The organism is Planococcus sp. APC 3900, assembly GCF_030407735.1.
GTDB classification, from domain to species: domain Bacteria; phylum Bacillota; class Bacilli; order Bacillales_A; family Planococcaceae; genus Planococcus; species Planococcus notacanthi.
This window is the reverse complement of the sequence record NZ_JASDCT010000010.1, coordinates 1-18218: the sequence shown is the minus strand read 5'-3', so window position 1 is coordinate 18218 and position 18218 is coordinate 1. Positions and strand designations below refer to the sequence as shown.

Here is an 18218-nt window from a genome sequence, read left to right as displayed (position 1 = left end):
TACCTACTTTCCTCCATAACATATTTACTGAATCCTTTAAAAAAGCTTTTTTGGAGAACGTGTAAATTGAAGAATGAATTTTCGGAACTCTTTTTTTAATGTTATCATATTTTCTGTAAACAAATGCATATACAATCAACAGAAAGAAAACAAAAGAAAAATCCGCTGCCCGATAGGCAACGGATTAAGGCTTACTGGTCTTCAGTTGGACGGCCTTGAAACTGTTTCATTTTGTCATCTAAATCATCAACCATCGCGATTAAGCGATCAATATCTTCAAGCTCCGTGTTTTCAGGTTCAATAGCGTCTAATACTTCCAAAAACATGTTCAAGCGCTGTTTCATATAAGAAACTTGCTGCTCTTTGTTTGTAATGGATTTTCCCATTCGATACACCTCATTTCGCATGTTAATCGTAACGGAAATTGGACAAGATTTCAATACAGAGAAATTTCAATCAGTTGGGGCATCCCAAGTGAAAAAAGACAGAATTAGACTAAAAACGCCGCATCCTCCGTCAATGCCTGTGTAACCGACATCCAATCGGACTTCTACGGCATGGGTCTCACGCTGGCGGAATTAAGAGTCTTACTGACCGTTAAAGAAAGATAAACTATAGGTAAAACTAATTATTTTACTAGTTATTCTATTTTGAATATTTACTTAATATAAAGTTTGTGTTAAATTAGGGTTAATCAAACGAGAGGGGAGGCCGAAGGGAATCAGCGAAACCAGACCACAACATCAGGAATATCGAAGGAGGGGGTTCGCACATTTCATCGGCACCTTAGCCGGAAATGATATTATGAAAGATAAATCAACTGTATATAAAACATAAAAGGCTCATCCAAAATCTGACATCAGATGCGGAATGAGCCTTTTATGCTGTTTAGCGCGTTTCGAAGGTTTCAACAATTTCGATTGAGTCTTTTACAGACTGGACCATTGAGCAGTTTTTGCGTGTCAATTCCATCACACGAGGCATTTTCTCTTCGTTGATGTCTCCGGTGACGATAAAATGAAGATGGACTTTCTCAACTCGATCTGCCTCTGCTTCATTGCGTATAATTTCTTTAACCTCGATTTGAATATCTTCTGCAGGCATCCGCATTTTATCAAGCACTTTTCTCATAACCCCACCGCTGCAGACAGCCAGTGAAGACACCAACAATTGATACGGGCGGAAGCCGTATTCTTCATTACTTGAAATTTCGAGTTCACCAAAAGGCAGATGTCCGGTAAACCCATTTTTGTTCATTGAATAATTCATCTATAAACGCCTCCTATGTTAGAATTGTATCTGAATTCTTATTAAAAACAAAAGAACGTGCTTGTTCGGGGAGGCATCATGAAAGAATTTTTGAAAAGTGAGCGTGGCCGGTTTTGGATCTTGGTTGCGATTGTTTCCATTTCCGGTTTTTCACAAGGAATGTTGTTGCCGCTAATTGCGGTTATTTTTGAACAAGATGGTGTCTCATCCGCCTTGAATGGTTTAAGTGCTACCGGATTATATGTCGGAACGCTTATAATTGCGCCTTTTATGGAACCCCAATTGCGGAAGTTTGGTTATAAGCCTCTGATTTTAGTCGGTGGGGGACTGGTCATTCTATCGCTGTTGCTGTTTCCGCTATGGAAATCGGTGCTGTTCTGGTTTGTTCTGCGCATTTTGATTGGTGTAGGAGATCAGGCATTGCATTTCTCTACTCAAACCTGGATCACCAGTACGTCGCCTCAGCACCGACTGGGCCGGAATATTGCTATTTATGGCATGTCATTCAGCATTGGGTTTGGCGCAGGACCTCTTTTTGTGCCGCTGGTGAATATTTTTGAAGCCTTGCCGTTCATCGTCTCAGGATTGCTGTGTTTATTGGCTTGGTCTTTGGTGTTCTCATTGAGGAATGATTTTCCGGAAACCTCAAGTGGAAGCATGACAGCCAAAGGGACAGCTGGACGATTCAAAGCGGCGATTCTTATTGCCTGGGTGGCTTTTCTGCCTCCGTTAGGCTATGGATTTTTGGAAGCCTCTCTGAATGCTATTTATCCGGTTTATGCATTAAGGCAGTCGATTGAAGTAGGGATGGTTTCGATTATGCTTGCCGCTTTCTCTGCCGGAGCCATTGCCACACAATTGCCGTTAGGAAACCTCAGTGACCGGATCGGCAGAAGGAAAGTTCTATTGTTGGCTCTGGTTGGTGGAGCTGCCGTGTTTACGATAGCCAGCTTTTATGAATCCAATGCCTGGCTGACCGTCGGACTTTTTGCGTTGGCAGGCATGTTTGTAGGATCTACATTTTCACTGGGAATCTCTTATATGGCCGATCTGATGCCGAAAGACCTCTTGCCGACCGGCAATTTGCTATGCGGAATTGCGTTCAGCATCGGAAGCTTGGCAGGGCCGTCCATGGGTGGTCTATTCATTGAGTTCTCAGGAGGGCTTAGTTTTCTGTTGTTGATTGCTGGCATCCTGTTGTTCATCTCGGTACTGATAGCGTTGAAAAGTGATGCGAAAAAAGCACTGGCTGTTTAATTCATTCCAAATAAAAAAGCTGGACCGCAGAGTGAAAACTCCTTGGTCCAGCTTTTTTATTGCTTAAGCACTTCCGCTTTTCATTGTCCAGACTCCAGCGCCCAGCTCTTTGGGTCATAAGCCAACCCAGCTGTGTGGCAAAGAGCGCCACTTCGCTGGTCTGTCTTATGCCCGGCAGAGCTACACGGACGCTTCAGCTTTTCCAGCAATGGCTGAAAGAACGCCATTACCGGTAAGTCTTCCAGCGCTTTTCGGAGGTCCGCAGGATGTGCGGATCAGCTAACCGTTGCGACAGGAAGTCGCGTTACTAGGTTAGCTTCTGCTGTTGGCTGCTTTCGCTTTTCTTATTTCAATACCAATTTCGTTACCGATTCCACTTGCGCGGTTTGCGGGAACATGTCGACTGGTTGAATGTATTCGATTCGGTAGATCTTCGTCAATTGCTGCAGATCCTTTGCCAATGTTGAAGGATTGCAGGATGTGTAGATAAAGCGCTTCGGCTTTACTTTCAAGATGGTTTTCAAAAGCGAATCTGCGAGACCGGTTCGAGGTGGATCCACGGTCAACACATCAGGAACAAATCCCTCGGTGCTCCATAGCTCCAACCATTTTTCAGCCGTACCGGTAACGTATTTTGCTGCGTAGCCTTGCTTTTTGGCATTGGCTTTCGCATCAACCACACTTTCATGGATGACATCCATGCCGCGGATTTCTTTGGCACCGTCAGCCAGCCATAGCCCGATGGTGCCGACGCCACAATAGGCATCAACGACTTTTTCCTGGCCAGTCAGTTCAGCAGCGCGTTTGATTTCGTTGTATAATTTGACGGTTTGTGTTGGGTTCAGTTGGAAAAAGGCACGTGCTGATAAATCGAATGCCAATTCGCCCAGTTCTTCGTGAATGGTGTCTTTACCGAATAAAGTAATCGTCTCATCTCCGAAAATAAGGGATGTTTTTTCTTTATTGATATTCTGGACAATGGATACCAGGTTTGTATCGATTTTTTTCAAGCGTTCCAGCAATAATTCTTTTTGTGGAATTTTCGAGCGTGTCGTTACCAGCACCAATTGGATCTCTCCAGTTTTTACACCGGTACGGACAACGATAGTGCGAATGATGCCTTTCATGGTCTTGCCGTCATAAATCGGCATTTTCAGTTCTTCCAGAATCCGCTTGACTGCATTGGTGATGACAGTCGTATCGGGGTGCTGAACGATACATTGTTCGATATCCAATAATTGGTGGGAGCCTTCCGCAAACAATCCAGCAATGACCTTCGAACCCTTCAAGCGTGTTTGAAACTGGCTTTTGTTCCGGTAATGCCAAGGATCTTCCATGCCGATGGTTTTTTCCACATGAACTTTCGTGCCTTTCAGGTAACGTTCCAATGCCTGTATGACAAGATCGCGTTTTTCGACCAGTTGCTGGTCATAAGTCATGTGCTGCAGTTGGCAGCCGCCGCAAGCTTCATAAATCGGGCAAGGCGGTGTTTGGCGATGTGGAGATGCAGTACGTAATTTCACGACACGCGCTTCAGCAAAATTGCGTTTGACGACTGTCACTTGTGCGGTGATTTCTTCGCCTGGCAAAGCTCCCGGAACAAATATCACATTGCGTTTGAAATAGCCAATGCCTTCGCCATTGATACCGAGGCGTTTAATGGTCAACGGGAATTTCTGGCCTTCTTCAATAATAGGTTTATCATTCATGGATATCACGTCCTTCAGTTAATCATCCCCCCATTATAGCCTTATTTATAGATATCAGCCAGTGCCGATCGCAAATTTGGGAATTTGAATTGGAAACCATGTTCTTCGAGAACAGTCGGCAAGACCTGTTGGCCTTTCAAAACCAATTGGCTCTTGTCTCCCAACACTGCTTTTAAGGCAATAGAAGGAACAGGTATCCAATGTGGACGGCCAAGTGCATGTGCAATTTCTTTGCCGAATTCTTTCATTCGCTTCGGTCGGGGAGCAGTGACGTTGAATGGTCCACTCAGTTTGTCGTTATCGAGCGCAAACATAAGTGCCCGTGCCACATCCCTAACATGGATCCAAGACAGCCATTGTTTGCCGGAGCCGACCGTGCCGCCCACAAACAGTTTGTATGGCAAAGCCATCAACGGCAAAGCGCCTTCTTTTCTTCCGAGGATGATGCCAAAGCGGCCACAAGCTACACGGACGCCTTCCGATTCGGCACGGGTAGCTAAAATCTCCCAATCCCGCACTGTCTGTGCTAGAAAGTCCGATCCGAGATCAGTGGAAGACTCGGTATAAGTCGCGGTTTGAGAAGGCGGATAAATACCGACGGCACTGGCATTGACCAAGACTTTCGGCTTTTTCTCCAGCTTACGGATAATCCGCAGCAGTTCATTGGTTGCGTCCATGCGGCTTGTATAGATCAATTTCTTCTGTTCTTCACTCCAGCGTCCGTCGTTTATGGAAGCGCCTGCTAAATTGACGAAGGCATCAATACCTTCCAGCTGCCTCTCTGGAACGGCGTCTTCCGACAGCCATTTCACATATGTAATTTTATCAGCGGCTGTTTTCGGTTTTCTTGTTAAGATGTAAACCTCATCGCCTCGTTCAAGTAATTGGCGAGTCAGTTCTTCACCGACAAAGCCAGTTCCACCAGTGATTGCTATTTTCATTTCCATCGCCTCCGTTTTCTACTAGCATACCCTTTAAAGTGTAAGGCTATGCCATTACTTGGTTGAAAGGTGTATAATGTGTAAAGAAGAGGGGTGCCAGGAAATGCCGATTATTTCAAAAATCACACAGGGAAAAAAGAACCCTGAAAGGTATAATATCTTCTTTGAAGATAAGTATGCTTTTAGCGTGGATGAAGCGGTGCTTGTCAGGTATCAGCTCACAAAAGGGAAAGAGCTGGATCAATGGACCATCGAAGAAATCAACTTCGAAGATGAAATCCGGAAAGCCTATAATAAAGCTCTGTATTACCTTGGATTCCGTATGCGTAGTGAAGGGGAAGTGCGCCAGAAGCTGAAAGAAAAAGAATATGGCGAAGCCGTTATAGATGAAGCCATCAAAAAGTTGTATACCCATAACTTTTTAGATGATCAGCAATTTTCAGAGGCGCTGATGCGGACACAGATTAATTCCAGTAAAAAGGGTCCTCGTGCTATTCAGCAGGATATGCAAAAGAGAGGGATTGATAAACAAATGCAAAAAGACGTTTTAGATTCCTATTCCGAAGAAGAACAATTGGAAATTGCCAAAGGCCTTGCTGAGAAAATCGCCCTCAAGGAAAAGATGAAGACGCCTAGTCAAATCCATCAGAAAATCAGTGATACCTTACTTAGAAAAGGCTATAACTATTCGCTGATCAAATTGGCGATCGAAGAGCTGGACCTTGAAAAAGATGAAGATCAATGGACAGAAATCGTCACCGAACAAGGAGATAAATTATGGCGCAAGCACAGCAATAAACTGACAGGCTACGATTTGAAATCGAAAGTCAAACAAGGTTTGTACCAAAAAGGGTTTCCGGGTGAAGTGATCAATGAGTATATAGATAAGAAGGAGCTTGAAAATGACTGAAGAAAAACGCTATAGCGACATGACTGAACATGAACTCCGTGGGGAAATTGCCCGTTTAAAAGAAAAAGCTCGAAAAGCTGAGCAACTGGGCATGGTCAATGAATTTGCGGTATTAGAACGAAAAGCCATCATGGCGGCGGCTTACATGCTAGATCCTGCCGATTTCAAAAAAGGGGAAGTGTACCGTATAGAAGGCGACCCGAATGTTTATTTTCAGGTTGACTATTTAAAAGGGTTATTCGCCTGGGGCCACCGGATGGGTGGAAAAAAACATACGGAAGCGCTGCCGATTTCCATGCTGCGCCCGTTAAAAGAAGGGAAGTAAACAGATGAAAGAAATTATCGAACAATTGACGATCGAGCTGATGGAGAAAAACCCGAATTTGTCAGAAGAAAAAGCGCGTACCTGGATTGAATTGCTGGCTTCTGATTTTGAATCTTCCTATGCCAAAGCGGGATATGATTACCAAGGTACTGCAGTGGTCGAGAAAGTAATGCACCAGTGGATTGAGAGCTATGGCGATAAAATTCATGAATTCGCCAGCACAAATCCAAAATATGCCCATCTATTGGATGTCCAATAAAACATAAGCACCTTTATTCAGCAGCTTGTTCTTCTTGTTTAAGGAAGAACAACAGCTTGTCTTAAACAAAAAAGAGCTGTCCCAAAAGGTCATGAAAAATGACTTTTGGTGACAGCCCTTTTGTTGTTCCCGAAAGACCCGGCAGATGTCCATTGCGGCGGACGCGTTCCGCGGGCACGGCTTCTGCCGCTTCCCTCGCTGCGCTCAGTCCAGTGGCTCCAGCAAGCGCTGGAGTCGCCGCCTCCATTCCCATCAGCCAGCTGTTCTCAGAAAACGTATTCCCCCATCAAAAAACAGCCGGGGAAAAAGGCTTTCTTTCTCTCCGGCTGTTTTATTTTAGAGACTTATGGGACAGCCCCGTTTTCTAGTTATGGCTGAAGTCCAATTTTTTTCGTAACTTGTCTTCACTGAAAATCCAACCAGTATAGGAATTGATGATCTTGCATTCCTTATCCAAATGGGCAACGGCCACAAATGGGTAGTAATCATTGCTGCGGTAACGCAGGTCAATCAGCCGTACTTCATAAATCTCTCCGTATTGGTTAATTTCCCAACGGTACAATGGAGAAAACGAAATAAAGGCGGCCATGTTTTTATCTTTCAATGCAGCTTGGATCAAGTTATTTTCAGGCATTTCTTTTTTCATAAACTTGTCATAGATATTGATGGTCCTGCCGTAGGCACGGCCAACGTAATGATGCCGTTCTGTGTTTGCCGCAATGCGCCAATGGAAAAATCGCATGGTTGGTGCAACAAAAACATCGGTTGCACCTGGAATGGTGTTCCGCACAGCATGCTTGATAGCTCTTTGAACTGCAAACCTTGCAAGGTAATAGAAGAACATAGCAACGTACAAAATGCTGATCGTCCAGACCGGATTGGCTCCGAATGCCCAAATCATCAAGGCCACTATGTGTGCTCCGAAGATGATGGGATCAAAGGTATTGATGACACCAAGAGCAACCCAGCGATTGGAAATCGGCCTCAATGCTTGCGTACCGTATGAATTGAAGATATCGACAAATACATGCATAAAGACAGCCAGGAAAGACCAGAGCCATAAATGAAGCAAATTAGCTTCTGGAAAAATGAGAGATAATGCACCTGCAATCAGCAGCGGCCATAGCAGCACTGCGGGAATGGAATGAGTTGCGCCGCGGTGATGGCGAATATAGACTGCGTTATCACGAAGCTTTAAGACAGTGTCGATGTCAGGAGCGAGCGATCCAATGATGACACCGGATATCACTGCGGTCGTGGTGACGGGGTGGCTGGCGACGACCGGATCGGCCATTGCGAGGCCGCCAAGGGCAATGCCCATGACAATGTGAGTTCCTGTATCCATTGCCTCATCCCCTCTCTAAAGAAGTTAAATTTAACGGGAACTGCAAAGTTTTGTTAAAATAAAGAGAAACTGATTCTCTCATCCATATATACCCGAATCGGTGCGTGAATAATCAAGCTGAACGGAGGCAATCGCCATTAAACTAGAAAAAATGCAATTTCAAAATGACTTGATCAGCTGGTTTGCAGCAGAAAAAAGAGATTTGCCCTGGAGACGCACGGCAGATCCTTACCAAATCTGGATTTCAGAAATCATGCTGCAGCAAACTCGTGTAGATACAGTCATTCCTTATTATAAACGCTTTATTGAAAAATTTCCGACTTTGAACGATCTGGCGGAAGCCGACGAGCAAGTCCTTCTGAAACAATGGGAAGGGCTCGGCTATTACTCCCGTGCCCGCAACCTGCAGGCTGGTGTCAAAGAAGTAGCCGAGAATTACGGCGGCATCGTTCCTGATAACCGCAAGGATATGTCTTCATTGAAAGGAGTCGGTCCCTATACAGCAGGAGCAGTCTTGAGCATAGCTTATGGAATTCCTGAGCATGCAGTAGACGGCAACGTCATGCGTGTCTTGTCCCGAATTTTGTTGATTGAAGAAGATATTGCAAAACCGAAGACACGGAAAATATTCGAAGAAGCTGTAACGGAAATCATCAGCCATGAAGATCCTTCCTCATTCAATCAGGGCTTGATGGAATTGGGAGCCTTGATCTGTACACCCACTTCACCAAAGTGTTTGCTATGTCCGGTACGTGAGCATTGTGCCGCATTTGATGAAGGCAAACAACAGGAACTGCCCATTAAATCAAAAGCGAAAAAAACAAAGTCATTGCAATATGCAATGGTGGCAATCCGCCAGGGCAGTAAATTGCTGATGGAACAGCGGCCGCCGACGGGGCTATTGGCGAATATGTGGCAATTTCCGGTGTTGGAAACCTCAGCAGATGTGCTGCCGCTCGAAATCGAAGAGCAGCTATCGGAAAGTTTAAAAGGTGCTGTGGACAATGCTGAAAAAATTACTTCTTTCAAACATGTCTTTTCTCATTTAACATGGAACGTGGATGGCTTCATAGCCAACAGTGAAAATATAGTTGCCCCTGCCCATATGAAATGGGTGACGGCGGAAGAATTGGATTTATTGCCGATCGCAGGACCGGTCCAAAAAATGAAAACAGCATTACAGCAAAGAGGAGATGTTTAACCATGGCAGAACAAAAAGTAGCGTTGGTGACAGGCAGCAGCCGAGGCCTCGGCAAAGCAATGGCAATCGCATTAGCAGAACAGGGATACGATATCGTCGTCAATTATGCACGCAGCAAAACGGCTGCACTTGATACGGTGAAGGAAATTGAAGCACGAGGGCAAAAAGCCTTATTGGTGCGCGCCAATGTTGGTGATGTCGAAAAACTTCGCGGCATGTTTGAAACAATCAAAGAAGAATTTGGGCGTTTGGATGTTTTCGTTTCCAATGCGGCTTCAGGCGTCTTGCGTCCCATCATGGAACTGGAAGAATCACATTGGGATTGGACCATGAACATCAACGCCAAAGCAATGCTTTTCGGTGCACAGGAAGCAGCGAAATTGATGGATAAAGGCGGCAAAATTGTCGGTGTCAGTTCATTGGGGTCTATTCGTTATTTAGAAAATTATACGACGATAGGAGTTTCAAAAGCAGCAGTAGAGTCAATCACACGCTATTTAGCGGTTGAACTGGCGCCGCTTGGAATTGCCGTCAATACTGTGTCTGGCGGAGCGCTTGATACAGAGGCGTTGAAGCACTTCCCGAACCGTGATGATCTGTTGAATGATGCCCGGGTCAACACGCCGGCAGGCCGGATGGTTGAAATTGAAGACATGGTCAAAGCGGCTATGTTCCTCATTTCTTCCGATTCGGATATGATCCGTGGCCAGACGATTATCGTTGATGGAGGCCGCTCGGTCGTCATGTAATCCTTAGGACCTTCCGCCTTATTGCTGTATGTTTTCAGAATTGATTGATATAATACTGAAATAGCAGATAAACAAAGGCTTAGACAAGAAGGTGGGATTTTACATGGCGATTCCTGCGGAGGGTGAAACAATCCAAATCCACAGTTACAAGCACAACGGCCGAATCCACCGTGTCTGGCAGGAAACTACTGTACTGAAAGGTACGAATAATATTGTAATTGGTGCAAATGAACGGACGCTTGTAACAGAATCCGATGGCCGAACCTGGTTGACACGTGAACCTTCAATTTGTTATTTTCACGCAGAACATTGGTTCAACATCATCTGCATGCTCCGAGACGACGGTGTTTATTATTATTGCAATGTCAGTTCTCCATTCGTCTATAATAATGGCTCGTTGAAATACATCGATTATGACTTGGATGTAAAAGTGTTTCCAGACATGTCGTACACGCTGTTGGATGAAGACGAATATGAAGACCATAAGCGGCAAATGGGTTATCCTGAAGTGATCGATCAGATTCTTCACAGGAATGTGGAGAAGCTGATCAGCTGGATTAAACAGCGCAGAGGGCCATTTGCCCAGGACTTTATCGAAGTATGGACGAACCGCTATGAATTTCATAGACTGAACCGGATTCGTGATTAAGATGAAAACCTGTTGCTTGCCGACAGGTTTTTCGTTTTGAATAGAATGGAGTGAATGTTTTGAGCAGTATGAAACGCTATATGCAATTTGTCAAACCGTATTATTGGCAGATTGCGTTGACAATCTTTATCGGGATATTTAAGTTTGCGATCCCGTTGTTTATTCCATTGCTGATCAAAATCGTCATTGATGATATTATCGGAGCGGATGCCTTATCGAATGCCGAGAAGTTGGAGCAGCTGTATCTATGGCTCGGCGGAACGGCGATTGTCTTTTTCCTGCTGCGTCCGCCGATTGAATATTACCGGCAGTATTACGCACAATACGTCAGCAATAAAATCCTTTATGATATCCGGGGGTATCTTTACAGCCATCTGCAACGATTGAGCTTGCGCTATTATGCCAATACGCGGGCAGGCGAAATCATTTCACGCGTCATCAATGACGTCGAGCAGACCAAAAACTTCGTTATGATCGGTTTAATGAATGTCTGGCTCGATTTAGCGACGATACTCATTGCTATTGTCATCATGCTGACGATGGATGTTTCCTTAACGATTGTTGCATTGCTGGCGTTTCCGTTCTATGCGTTCAGCGTCAAGTATTTTTTTGGCCGCTTGCGCGATTTGACACGGGAACGCTCACAGGCTCTGGCCAATGTGCAGAGTTACCTTCATGAACGAGTGCAGGGAATGAGCATCATCAAAAGCTTTGCACTTGAAAAGCATGAACAGAAAATTTTCAACGATACCAACGATCAATTTCTGGAAAAGGCAATTGACCATACTAAATGGAATGCCAAAGCGTTTGCGGTCGTAAACACTATTACGGATGTCGCACCGCTGCTGGTGATCGGGTATGCCGGTTACCAGGTCATCCAAGGCAATTTAACGCTTGGGACGATGGTGGCATTTATTGCGTATATCGAGCGCTTGTACAATCCGCTTCGCCGGTTGGTCAATTCTTCGACGACGTTGGTACAATCGCTTGCTTCCATGGACCGTGTCTTTGAATTGATGGATGAAGACTATGATGTAACCGATAAGGAAAAAGCCCATGATTTGGCTGTAGTTGATGGCAAACTGGAATTCCGCGACGTGTCTTTCCACTATAATGATGGCGGAACGGAAGTATTGTCTGACTTGAACTTTACGGTGAAACCAGGAGAGACGGTTGCGTTTGTTGGAATGAGCGGCGGAGGGAAATCAACAATTGTTTCCCTTATCCCACGTTTCTATGACGTGACAAGCGGGGGCATCTATATGGATGACCATGATCTGCGCGATGTGACGACCCATACATTGCGTGACCAGATCGGATTGGTTCTTCAGGATTCCATCCTTTTCAGTGATTCAGTGAAAGCAAATATCTTAATGGGGAAACCGGGAGCAACGGATGAAGAAGTGATTGCGGCAGCGAAAGCTGCGAATGCCCATGATTTCATTTCTGAACTGCCGGAAGGATATGATACGAAAGTCGGAGAGCGTGGAGTCAAATTATCAGGCGGACAGAAGCAGCGCGTGGCAATTGCACGAGTGTTCCTGAAAAATCCACCGATCCTCATTCTTGATGAAGCGACTTCAGCACTTGATCTAGAAAGTGAGGCGCTGATCCAAGATTCCTTGGAACGTCTGGCTCATGACCGCACAACTCTTATCGTGGCACACCGTCTTTCAACCATCACCCATGCAGATCAGATTCTGGTCATCGACCATGGCAAGCTTTCAGAAAGCGGCACACATACTGAACTGATGGAACAGCAGGGCGTCTACTATAATCTCTTCCAAGTACAGCATTTTAATTGAAAAATACAGAAGCCTCCAATTTATTGGAGGCTTTTTCTATATGCTGGACTTCCAAAAACTCCAAAAAAGAAATATTGCATTAATAGTAATATTACGTATAATTGAAAGAAGAAGAATAGTCTGAATCATTTTTTGTGCCAAAGGGGGAGCATCATGAATGAACGCAAAACCATCTTGGATGTTAAAGGGTTGAAAACAACTTTTTTCACTGATGATGGAGAGATACCGGCAGTAGATAATGTAGATTTTCACATACGAGAAGGGGAAGTGCTTGGCATTGTAGGGGAATCTGGATGCGGAAAAAGTGTCACTTCACTATCTATTATGGGGCTGGTACCAAGTCCGCCAGGAAAAATCACCGGAGGCGAAATTTTATTTCAGGATAAAGATTTAACAAAATTTTCCGAAAAACAAATGAGGGGCATCCGAGGCAATGACATTGCCATGATCTTCCAAGAACCAATGACTTCATTGAATCCGTTGTTTACCATCGGTGACCAGCTTCGGGAAGCGATTAAAATCCATAAGAAGGATTGGTCGAAAAAACAAATTCAGGAACGCGCCATCGAAATGATGAAACTGGTAGGATTGCCTCGCCCAGAAGGTTTGATGAAGGAATATCCGCACCAATTGTCAGGTGGGATGCGCCAACGCGTCATGATCGCTATGGCACTTCTGTGTGATCCGAAAGTCTTAATTGCAGATGAGCCTACAACGGCACTTGATGTGACCATCCAGGCACAGATCCTGAAATTGATCAAAAACCTAAATGAGCGGTTGAATACAGCTGTCTTGCTGATCACCCACGATTTAGGTGTTGTCGCTGAAACCTGCGAACGGGTCGTGGTCATGTATGCCGGGAAAGTAGTCGAAGAAGGGCCGGTCCATACAATTTTCAATGATCCGCAGCATCCTTATACAAGAGGATTGCTGGAATCGGTTCCAGATATGCGCTTCAAAAAAGAGCGTCTGTATTCGATTCCCGGAAACGTACCGAAGCCCGGAACCATCAAAACAGGATGCAAATTCGCAGCGCGTTGCGAATTCGCTTTTGACCGCTGCATCGGAGAAACACCGGAACTGTACCAAACAGCGGATAATCATCAAACCCGTTGTTTCCTATTTGATCCGAAGGAGGTACAGTCTCATGACAGAACCGTTGTTAAAAGTTGAAGGGCTTAAAAAATATTTCCCCATTAAATCAGGGGTTTTAGGCAGAGTCAGCAACCATGTAAAAGCGGTGGATGATGTGTCATTTACTGTCCAGGAAGGTGAAACGCTGGGGATTGTGGGTGAATCGGGCTGTGGAAAATCGACGACTGGCCGGATGCTGATGCGCCTTTTGGAACCGACAGAAGGCACCGTGACATTTGACGGGCAGGAATTGACCAGTTTGTCGAACAACGATATGCGTAAAGCGCGCCGTGATATCCAGATGGTTTTCCAAGACCCTTATGCATCATTGAATCCGCGCCACACCATCGAAAAGATTTTAATGGAACCGCTTAACGTCCATAATATAGGCGATCCGAAAGAACGCAAAAAGAAAGTCCATGAATTTCTGGAGATTGTCGGTTTGAGCAGCTACCATGCCAAACGTTATCCGCACCAATTCAGCGGAGGTCAACGCCAGCGCATCGGAATTGCGCGTGCGTTGATGACGAATCCGAAGTTGATCATTGCAGATGAACCCGTATCAGCACTTGATGTATCGATTCAGGCACAGGTATTGAACTTGATGCAGGATCTTCAGAAAGAGCTGAAACTGACTTATATATTCATTGCCCATGATCTAGGGGTGGTTCGCCATATAAGTGACCGCGTAGGCGTTATGTATCTCGGGCAGATGGCGGAGCTCGCCGATACAGAGGATCTTTACGAAAAACCGCTGCATCCTTATACACAAGCCTTATTGGCTGCGGTGCCGGTGCCTGATCCGGAGTTTGTCCGTGAAGAAGTTGTCATTTCTGGAGATGTGCCAAGCCCTGCAAATCCACCGAGCGGCTGCAGGTTCCATACACGCTGTCCTTTTAAAATGGATATCTGCTCCCAGGCTGTACCAATATTTGCAGAGGTTGAAAAAGGTCATTCTGTTGCCTGTCATCTTTACGAAGAATGCAGGCCGCAATGATAATAAATAGAAAAAACGGAGGGGTTAATTTGGGAAAGAAAAAGTTCTTATCGTGGGCATTTCTGCTTCTTTTATTAGTATCCACAGCTCTTTATGGCTGTAGTTCTGATAACGGGTCAGAAGGCGGCGAAGGCGAAGGTGGAAGCGAAGGCGGATCCACTGAAGAGAAAACATTGATCTTTGGGCGCGGAGGCGACTCGGTTTCTCTTGATCCGATTACTGTCACAGACGGTGAATCTTTTAAAGTAACAAAAAACGTTTTTGATACATTAGTGAATTTTGGTGAACAGGATACAGAAATCGAACCAGCTTTGGCTTCTGAATGGACACCTTCTGAAGATGGCTTAACCTATACTTTCACATTGGAAGAAGGGGTTAAGTTCCACGATGGCACTGATTTCAACGCAGAAGCAGTAGTTAAGAACTTCGAACGCTGGGCAGCCGGTGATGGAGAAAAATTCCCTTACTATGGTTCTATGTTCGGTGGATACGGTGATGAAGAAGGAAATGTAATTGAATCTGTTGAAGCAACAGGTGATTATGAAGTGGTCTTCACACTGAAACGCCCGCAGGCACCATTCCTTAAAAACTTGGCGATGAGCCCGTTCGGCATTGCCTCACCAACTGCGTTTGAAGAAGCAGGAGATGCATTCGGGGATAACCCAGTCGGAACAGGACCATTCAAGTTTGTTGAATGGAAACGCAATGACACCATCACAATCGAGAAATTCGATGATTATTGGGTAGATGGCGAGCCGAAATTGGATCAAGTGGTATTCCGCGCGATTCCAGATAACTCTGCTCGTTTAAATGCTTTATTGTCAGGTGAAATTGACTTGGCAGACGGCATCACGCCTTCTGATGGCGCAACAATCGAAGGAGACGAAAATCTTCAATTGTTTGAACGTCCATCCATGAACGTTGGTTACCTGGGAATGACGGTAACACGTGAGCCATTTGACGATCCAAAAGTACGCCAGGCAGTAAACCACGCGATTGACAAACAAGCGATTGTAGATGCGTTTTTTGAAGGGCGTGCAGAAGTAGCGAAAAACCCGATTCCGCCGGTAATCAGCGGGTATAACGACAGCATCGAAGGATATGATTATAATCCTGAACGTGCAAAAGAATTATTGGCTGAAGCTGGATTGGCAGATGGTTTTGAAATGGAACTGTATGCAATGCCGGTTCCACGTCCATATATGCCGGATGGCCAAAAAGTAGCAGAAGCGATTCAAAAGAACTTGGCTGATGTTGGTGTAACAGCTGAAATCGTGTCATTTGAATGGGCTACTTATCTTGAAAAAGCTGCAAACGGAGAAGCTGATGCATTCCTTCTTGGATGGACTGGCGATAACGGTGATGCAGATAACTTCCTATATGCCTTGCTTGACCAAGACAATGTTGGGACAAATAACTACACGTATTACGAAAGCCAGGAATTGCACGATGTTCTGATCCAGGCGCAATCAGAAGTTGATGAAGACGTAAGAAACGACTTGTACATGCAAGCCCAGGAAATCATCCATGAAGATGCACCTTGGGTACCGCTTGCACACTCTACACCGCTATTAGCTGGTGGCAAAAACGTCATCAATTTCAAAGCGCATCCAACTGGTTCTGATAAATTGGCTTCAGTAGATTTAGAGTAGGTTATCCAAGGGAGGAAGTCAGATGATTTCCTCCCTTTTTTTCTTCCTGTTATACATATTGCAAGAGATGGAGAGGTGAAGAAGATGCTTCACTATATCGGAAGGCGGCTTCTACAGTTAATCCCGGTTTTACTCGGCATGACATTTATCGTATTTATGATCATCCGCGCAATTCCTGGTGATCCTGCACAAGTCATCCTGGGTCAACAAGCATCCGAAGAAGCGATAAAAGCATTACGAACAAACTTGGGGTTGGACAATCCCTGGTATATCCAGTACTTTGATTATTTGAAAGGACTGGTCACAGGCGATCTGGGAGAGTCACTTCGTACGAGAACTCCAGTAGTGGATGAAGTATGGCCGTATTTGGCTGCAACCATTGAACTTTCTTTATTCGCCATCATTATTGCCGTTATTATTGGAATCAATGCGGGCATCATTTCTGCATGGTTCCAGAATTCTTGGTTTGATTACTTGGCTATGATCATCGCATTGATTGGGGTATCAATGCCGATCTTCTGGTTGGGGCTGATGAACCAATGGATTTTCTCGATTGAATTGGGGATCCTCCCAACCACAGGCCGTGAAAATGTCCGGGATCCTGTGGATGTCATCACCGGATTTTATGTGATCGATACTTTGATTGCGGGTGATTTTAATCAATTATCTACAGTATTGAAGCATCTGGTCTTGCCGGGTACGGCATTAGCGACGATCCCGATGGCCATCATTGCCAGAATGACGCGCTCGAGTATGCTTGAAGTCATGCGTTCGGATTATGTTCGGACAGCACGCTCAAAAGGCTTGTCGATGTTTTGGGTAGTTTACAAACATGCGCTTAAAAATGCCATCATTCCGGTATTGACGATTATCGGTCTCCAGATGGGGCTGCTGCTTGGCGGTGCTATTTTGACGGAAACCATTTTCGGTTGGCCTGGAATTGGGCGTTACATCTATGAAGCGATTGGATTCCGTGATTATCCGGTCATCCAGTCTGGAATTCTGATTGTCGCGTTTATTTTTGTCATGATCAATCTTTTTGTCGATCTGCTTTATGGCTTGGTCGATCCACGCATCAAATATGACTAGGAAGGAGGAGACGTACATTGGCTGAAACAGCAATCAAACAAGAACAAGCGGAAATGCAGAAAGTCGCCGGCCCCTGGAAAGAGGCCTGGCGTGGTTTCCGTAAAAGCAAAGTAGCGGTAGTGGGAATGGGGATTGTCATTTTCTTCATCCTGTTGGCAATTTTCGGGCCACTGTTGACACCGCAAGGCATCAATGAACAAAATCTGTCTCAACGGCTTATGCCTCCTTCTTCCTCAAATTGGATGGGGACGGACGATTTCGGCCGGGACATCTTATCGCGTGTGGTATACGGGGCCCGCATTTCCTTATGGGTCGGATTTTTAGCGGTTATCGGCTCGGTTGTCGTCGGCAGTATTTTGGGGATTTTAGCGGGATATTACGGCCGTTGGGTGGATACCATCATTTCCCGCATCTTCGATATCATGCTGGCGTTTCCAAGTATTTTATTGGCGATTGCCGTTGTGTCGGTTTTAGGACCATCACTGCGCAATGCACTCATTGCCATCGCCATCATCAATGTGCCGAACTTTGGCCGCTTGATCCGCTCGAAGGTATTGAGCATCAAAGAAGATGAATACATCATGTCCGCGAAAGCGATCGGCATGAAAGATAATCGGATTCTTGTGTCACATATTTTGCCGAATTCCATGGCACCGGTGATCGTTCAAGGTACACTCGCGATTGCGACTGCTATCATCGAAGCAGCAGCTCTTGGATTCCTCGGTTTGGGAGCGCAGGCTCCATCGCCGGAATGGGGCAAGATGCTTGCTGATTCACGTTCGTATTTGACGAATGCCCCATGGACCATGATTTTTCCAGGTGTAGCAATCATGTTGACAGTTTTAGGCTTTAACTTGATGGGTGACGGTTTGCGCGATGCATTGGATCCGCGAATGAAATCTTAAAAAAACGTGCAGGGCAATTTGC

The 18218-nt window shown here is 45.2% G+C and carries 19 protein-coding genes; 13 read left to right on the top strand and 6 right to left on the bottom strand.

Annotation, left to right across the window (positions count from 1 at the left end; all coding sequences use genetic code 11):
• Nucleotides 1-191: 191 nt before the first annotated feature.
• Both QMA04_RS16535 and QMA04_RS16530 read right to left on the bottom strand, forming a co-directional pair.
• Nucleotides 192-386 carry an SE1561 family protein gene (locus QMA04_RS16535; protein WP_191716781.1) on the bottom strand — a complete coding sequence of 65 codons (195 nt, stop codon included), beginning with the start codon at nt 384-386 and terminating at the stop codon, nt 192-194.
• Between the two features lie 502 nt (nt 387-888).
• Nucleotides 889-1269 carry an OsmC family protein gene (locus QMA04_RS16530; RefSeq protein ID WP_191716780.1) on the bottom strand — a complete coding sequence of 127 codons (381 nt, stop codon included), beginning with the start codon at nt 1267-1269 and terminating at the stop codon, nt 889-891.
• A gap of 78 nt (nt 1270-1347) precedes the next feature.
• Between QMA04_RS16530 and QMA04_RS16525 the strand changes: the two genes are divergently transcribed.
• The gene (locus tag QMA04_RS16525) at nt 1348-2526 is read left to right on the top strand and encodes an MFS transporter (protein ID WP_203341346.1); all 1179 of its coding nucleotides are present in this window, start codon (nt 1348-1350) and stop codon (nt 2524-2526) included.
• Between the two features lie 344 nt (nt 2527-2870).
• Here QMA04_RS16525 and rlmD read toward each other — a convergent pair whose 3' ends face one another.
• Both rlmD and QMA04_RS16515 read right to left on the bottom strand, forming a co-directional pair.
• Nucleotides 2871-4235 (bottom strand): 23S rRNA (uracil(1939)-C(5))-methyltransferase RlmD, encoded by a 1365-nt coding sequence (gene rlmD, locus QMA04_RS16520; RefSeq protein ID WP_191716778.1) that lies wholly within the window; start codon nt 4233-4235, stop codon nt 2871-2873.
• 41 nt (nt 4236-4276) lie between these two features.
• Entirely contained in the window at nt 4277-5176 is a 900-nt protein-coding gene (locus QMA04_RS16515; RefSeq protein WP_290187087.1) for a TIGR01777 family oxidoreductase, read from the bottom strand.
• Between the two features lie 103 nt (nt 5177-5279).
• Here QMA04_RS16515 and recX point away from each other — a divergent pair, with 103 nt between their 5' ends.
• The 3 genes from recX to QMA04_RS16500 are packed head-to-tail and all read left to right on the top strand — an operon-like array spanning nt 5280 to nt 6670.
• Nucleotides 5280-6086, top strand: a complete 807-nt coding sequence (gene recX, locus QMA04_RS16510) for a recombination regulator RecX (protein ID WP_290187085.1) — start codon at nt 5280-5282, stop codon at nt 6084-6086.
• On the top strand, nt 6079-6411 hold the full coding sequence (locus QMA04_RS16505) for a YfhH family protein (RefSeq protein ID WP_191716775.1): 333 nt from the start codon (nt 6079-6081) through the stop codon (nt 6409-6411). The genes recX and QMA04_RS16505 overlap by 8 nt, the downstream gene beginning before the upstream one ends.
• 4 nt (nt 6412-6415) lie before the next feature.
• Complete coding sequence (locus QMA04_RS16500) at nt 6416-6670, top strand: YfhJ family protein (RefSeq protein ID WP_191716774.1); 255 nt, start codon at nt 6416-6418, stop codon at nt 6668-6670.
• 61 nt (nt 6671-6731) lie between these two features.
• Here QMA04_RS16500 and QMA04_RS16495 read toward each other — a convergent pair whose 3' ends face one another.
• On the bottom strand, nt 6732-6917 hold the full coding sequence (locus QMA04_RS16495) for a hypothetical protein (RefSeq protein WP_191716773.1): 186 nt from the start codon (nt 6915-6917) through the stop codon (nt 6732-6734).
• A gap of 117 nt (nt 6918-7034) precedes the next feature.
• Entirely contained in the window at nt 7035-8015 is a 981-nt protein-coding gene (locus QMA04_RS16490; RefSeq protein WP_191716772.1) for a metal-dependent hydrolase, read from the bottom strand.
• Between the two features lie 151 nt (nt 8016-8166).
• Here QMA04_RS16490 and mutY point away from each other — a divergent pair, with 151 nt between their 5' ends.
• From mutY to QMA04_RS16445, 9 genes are all read left to right on the top strand, one after another.
• On the top strand, nt 8167-9216 hold the full coding sequence (mutY, locus tag QMA04_RS16485) for an A/G-specific adenine glycosylase (protein WP_290187082.1): 1050 nt from the start codon (nt 8167-8169) through the stop codon (nt 9214-9216).
• Nucleotides 9217-9218: 2 nt separating this feature from the next.
• Nucleotides 9219-9965 (top strand): enoyl-[acyl-carrier-protein] reductase FabL, encoded by a 747-nt coding sequence (fabL, locus tag QMA04_RS16480; RefSeq protein ID WP_191716770.1) that lies wholly within the window; start codon nt 9219-9221, stop codon nt 9963-9965.
• A gap of 103 nt (nt 9966-10068) precedes the next feature.
• Nucleotides 10069-10614 carry a nucleoside tri-diphosphate phosphatase gene (gene ntdP, locus QMA04_RS16475; protein WP_191716769.1) on the top strand — a complete coding sequence of 182 codons (546 nt, stop codon included), beginning with the start codon at nt 10069-10071 and terminating at the stop codon, nt 10612-10614.
• Nucleotides 10615-10673: 59 nt separating this feature from the next.
• The gene (locus QMA04_RS16470; RefSeq protein WP_284700320.1) at nt 10674-12419 is read left to right on the top strand and encodes an ABC transporter ATP-binding protein; all 1746 of its coding nucleotides are present in this window, start codon (nt 10674-10676) and stop codon (nt 12417-12419) included.
• 153 nt (nt 12420-12572) lie between these two features.
• A complete protein-coding gene (locus QMA04_RS16465; RefSeq protein ID WP_203341339.1) occupies nt 12573-13592 on the top strand; it encodes an ABC transporter ATP-binding protein in 1020 nt (339 codons plus the stop codon).
• Nucleotides 13567-14550: an ABC transporter ATP-binding protein gene (locus tag QMA04_RS16460; RefSeq protein ID WP_191716767.1), complete on the top strand. Its 984-nt coding sequence runs from the start codon at nt 13567-13569 to the stop codon at nt 14548-14550. Before QMA04_RS16465 ends, QMA04_RS16460 begins: the two co-directional genes overlap by 26 nt.
• Nucleotides 14551-14579: 29 nt before the next feature.
• Nucleotides 14580-16202, top strand: coding sequence for an ABC transporter substrate-binding protein (locus tag QMA04_RS16455; protein ID WP_191716766.1), 1623 nt, complete (start codon nt 14580-14582; stop codon nt 16200-16202).
• A gap of 84 nt (nt 16203-16286) precedes the next feature.
• Nucleotides 16287-17291 carry an ABC transporter permease gene (locus QMA04_RS16450; RefSeq protein ID WP_191716839.1) on the top strand — a complete coding sequence of 335 codons (1005 nt, stop codon included), beginning with the start codon at nt 16287-16289 and terminating at the stop codon, nt 17289-17291.
• A 53-nt stretch (nt 17292-17344) separates the two neighbouring features.
• On the top strand, nt 17345-18196 hold the full coding sequence (locus QMA04_RS16445) for an ABC transporter permease (RefSeq protein ID WP_203341388.1): 852 nt from the start codon (nt 17345-17347) through the stop codon (nt 18194-18196).
• The last annotated feature ends 22 nt before the right edge of the window (nt 18197-18218 follow it).

Excerpts from the sequence above, each read along its gene's own strand:
- QMA04_RS16495 (WP_191716773.1), bottom strand. The coding sequence starts at position 6,917 with ATGGAGGCGGCGACTCCAGCGCTTGCTGGAGCCACTGGACTGAGCGCA.
- fabL (WP_191716770.1), top strand. The coding sequence starts at position 9,219 with ATGGCAGAACAAAAAGTAGCGTTGGTGACAGGCAGCAGCCGAGGCCTC.
- QMA04_RS16530 (WP_191716780.1), bottom strand. The coding sequence starts at position 1,269 with ATGAATTATTCAATGAACAAAAATGGGTTTACCGGACATCTGCCTTTT.
- QMA04_RS16460 (WP_191716767.1), top strand. The coding sequence starts at position 13,567 with ATGACAGAACCGTTGTTAAAAGTTGAAGGGCTTAAAAAATATTTCCCC.
- QMA04_RS16500 (WP_191716774.1), top strand. The coding sequence starts at position 6,416 with ATGAAAGAAATTATCGAACAATTGACGATCGAGCTGATGGAGAAAAAC.
- QMA04_RS16490 (WP_191716772.1), bottom strand. The coding sequence starts at position 8,015 with ATGGATACAGGAACTCACATTGTCATGGGCATTGCCCTTGGCGGCCTC.
- ntdP (WP_191716769.1), top strand. The coding sequence starts at position 10,069 with ATGGCGATTCCTGCGGAGGGTGAAACAATCCAAATCCACAGTTACAAG.
- rlmD (WP_191716778.1), bottom strand. The coding sequence starts at position 4,235 with ATGAATGATAAACCTATTATTGAAGAAGGCCAGAAATTCCCGTTGACC.
- QMA04_RS16465 (WP_203341339.1), top strand. The coding sequence starts at position 12,573 with ATGAATGAACGCAAAACCATCTTGGATGTTAAAGGGTTGAAAACAACT.
- QMA04_RS16445 (WP_203341388.1), top strand. The coding sequence starts at position 17,345 with ATGCAGAAAGTCGCCGGCCCCTGGAAAGAGGCCTGGCGTGGTTTCCGT.
- QMA04_RS16450 (WP_191716839.1), top strand. The coding sequence starts at position 16,287 with ATGCTTCACTATATCGGAAGGCGGCTTCTACAGTTAATCCCGGTTTTA.
- QMA04_RS16535 (WP_191716781.1), bottom strand. The coding sequence starts at position 386 with ATGGGAAAATCCATTACAAACAAAGAGCAGCAAGTTTCTTATATGAAA.
- mutY (WP_290187082.1), top strand. The coding sequence starts at position 8,167 with ATGCAATTTCAAAATGACTTGATCAGCTGGTTTGCAGCAGAAAAAAGA.
- recX (WP_290187085.1), top strand. The coding sequence starts at position 5,280 with ATGCCGATTATTTCAAAAATCACACAGGGAAAAAAGAACCCTGAAAGG.
- QMA04_RS16515 (WP_290187087.1), bottom strand. The coding sequence starts at position 5,176 with ATGAAAATAGCAATCACTGGTGGAACTGGCTTTGTCGGTGAAGAACTG.
- QMA04_RS16505 (WP_191716775.1), top strand. The coding sequence starts at position 6,079 with ATGACTGAAGAAAAACGCTATAGCGACATGACTGAACATGAACTCCGT.
- QMA04_RS16525 (WP_203341346.1), top strand. The coding sequence starts at position 1,348 with ATGAAAGAATTTTTGAAAAGTGAGCGTGGCCGGTTTTGGATCTTGGTT.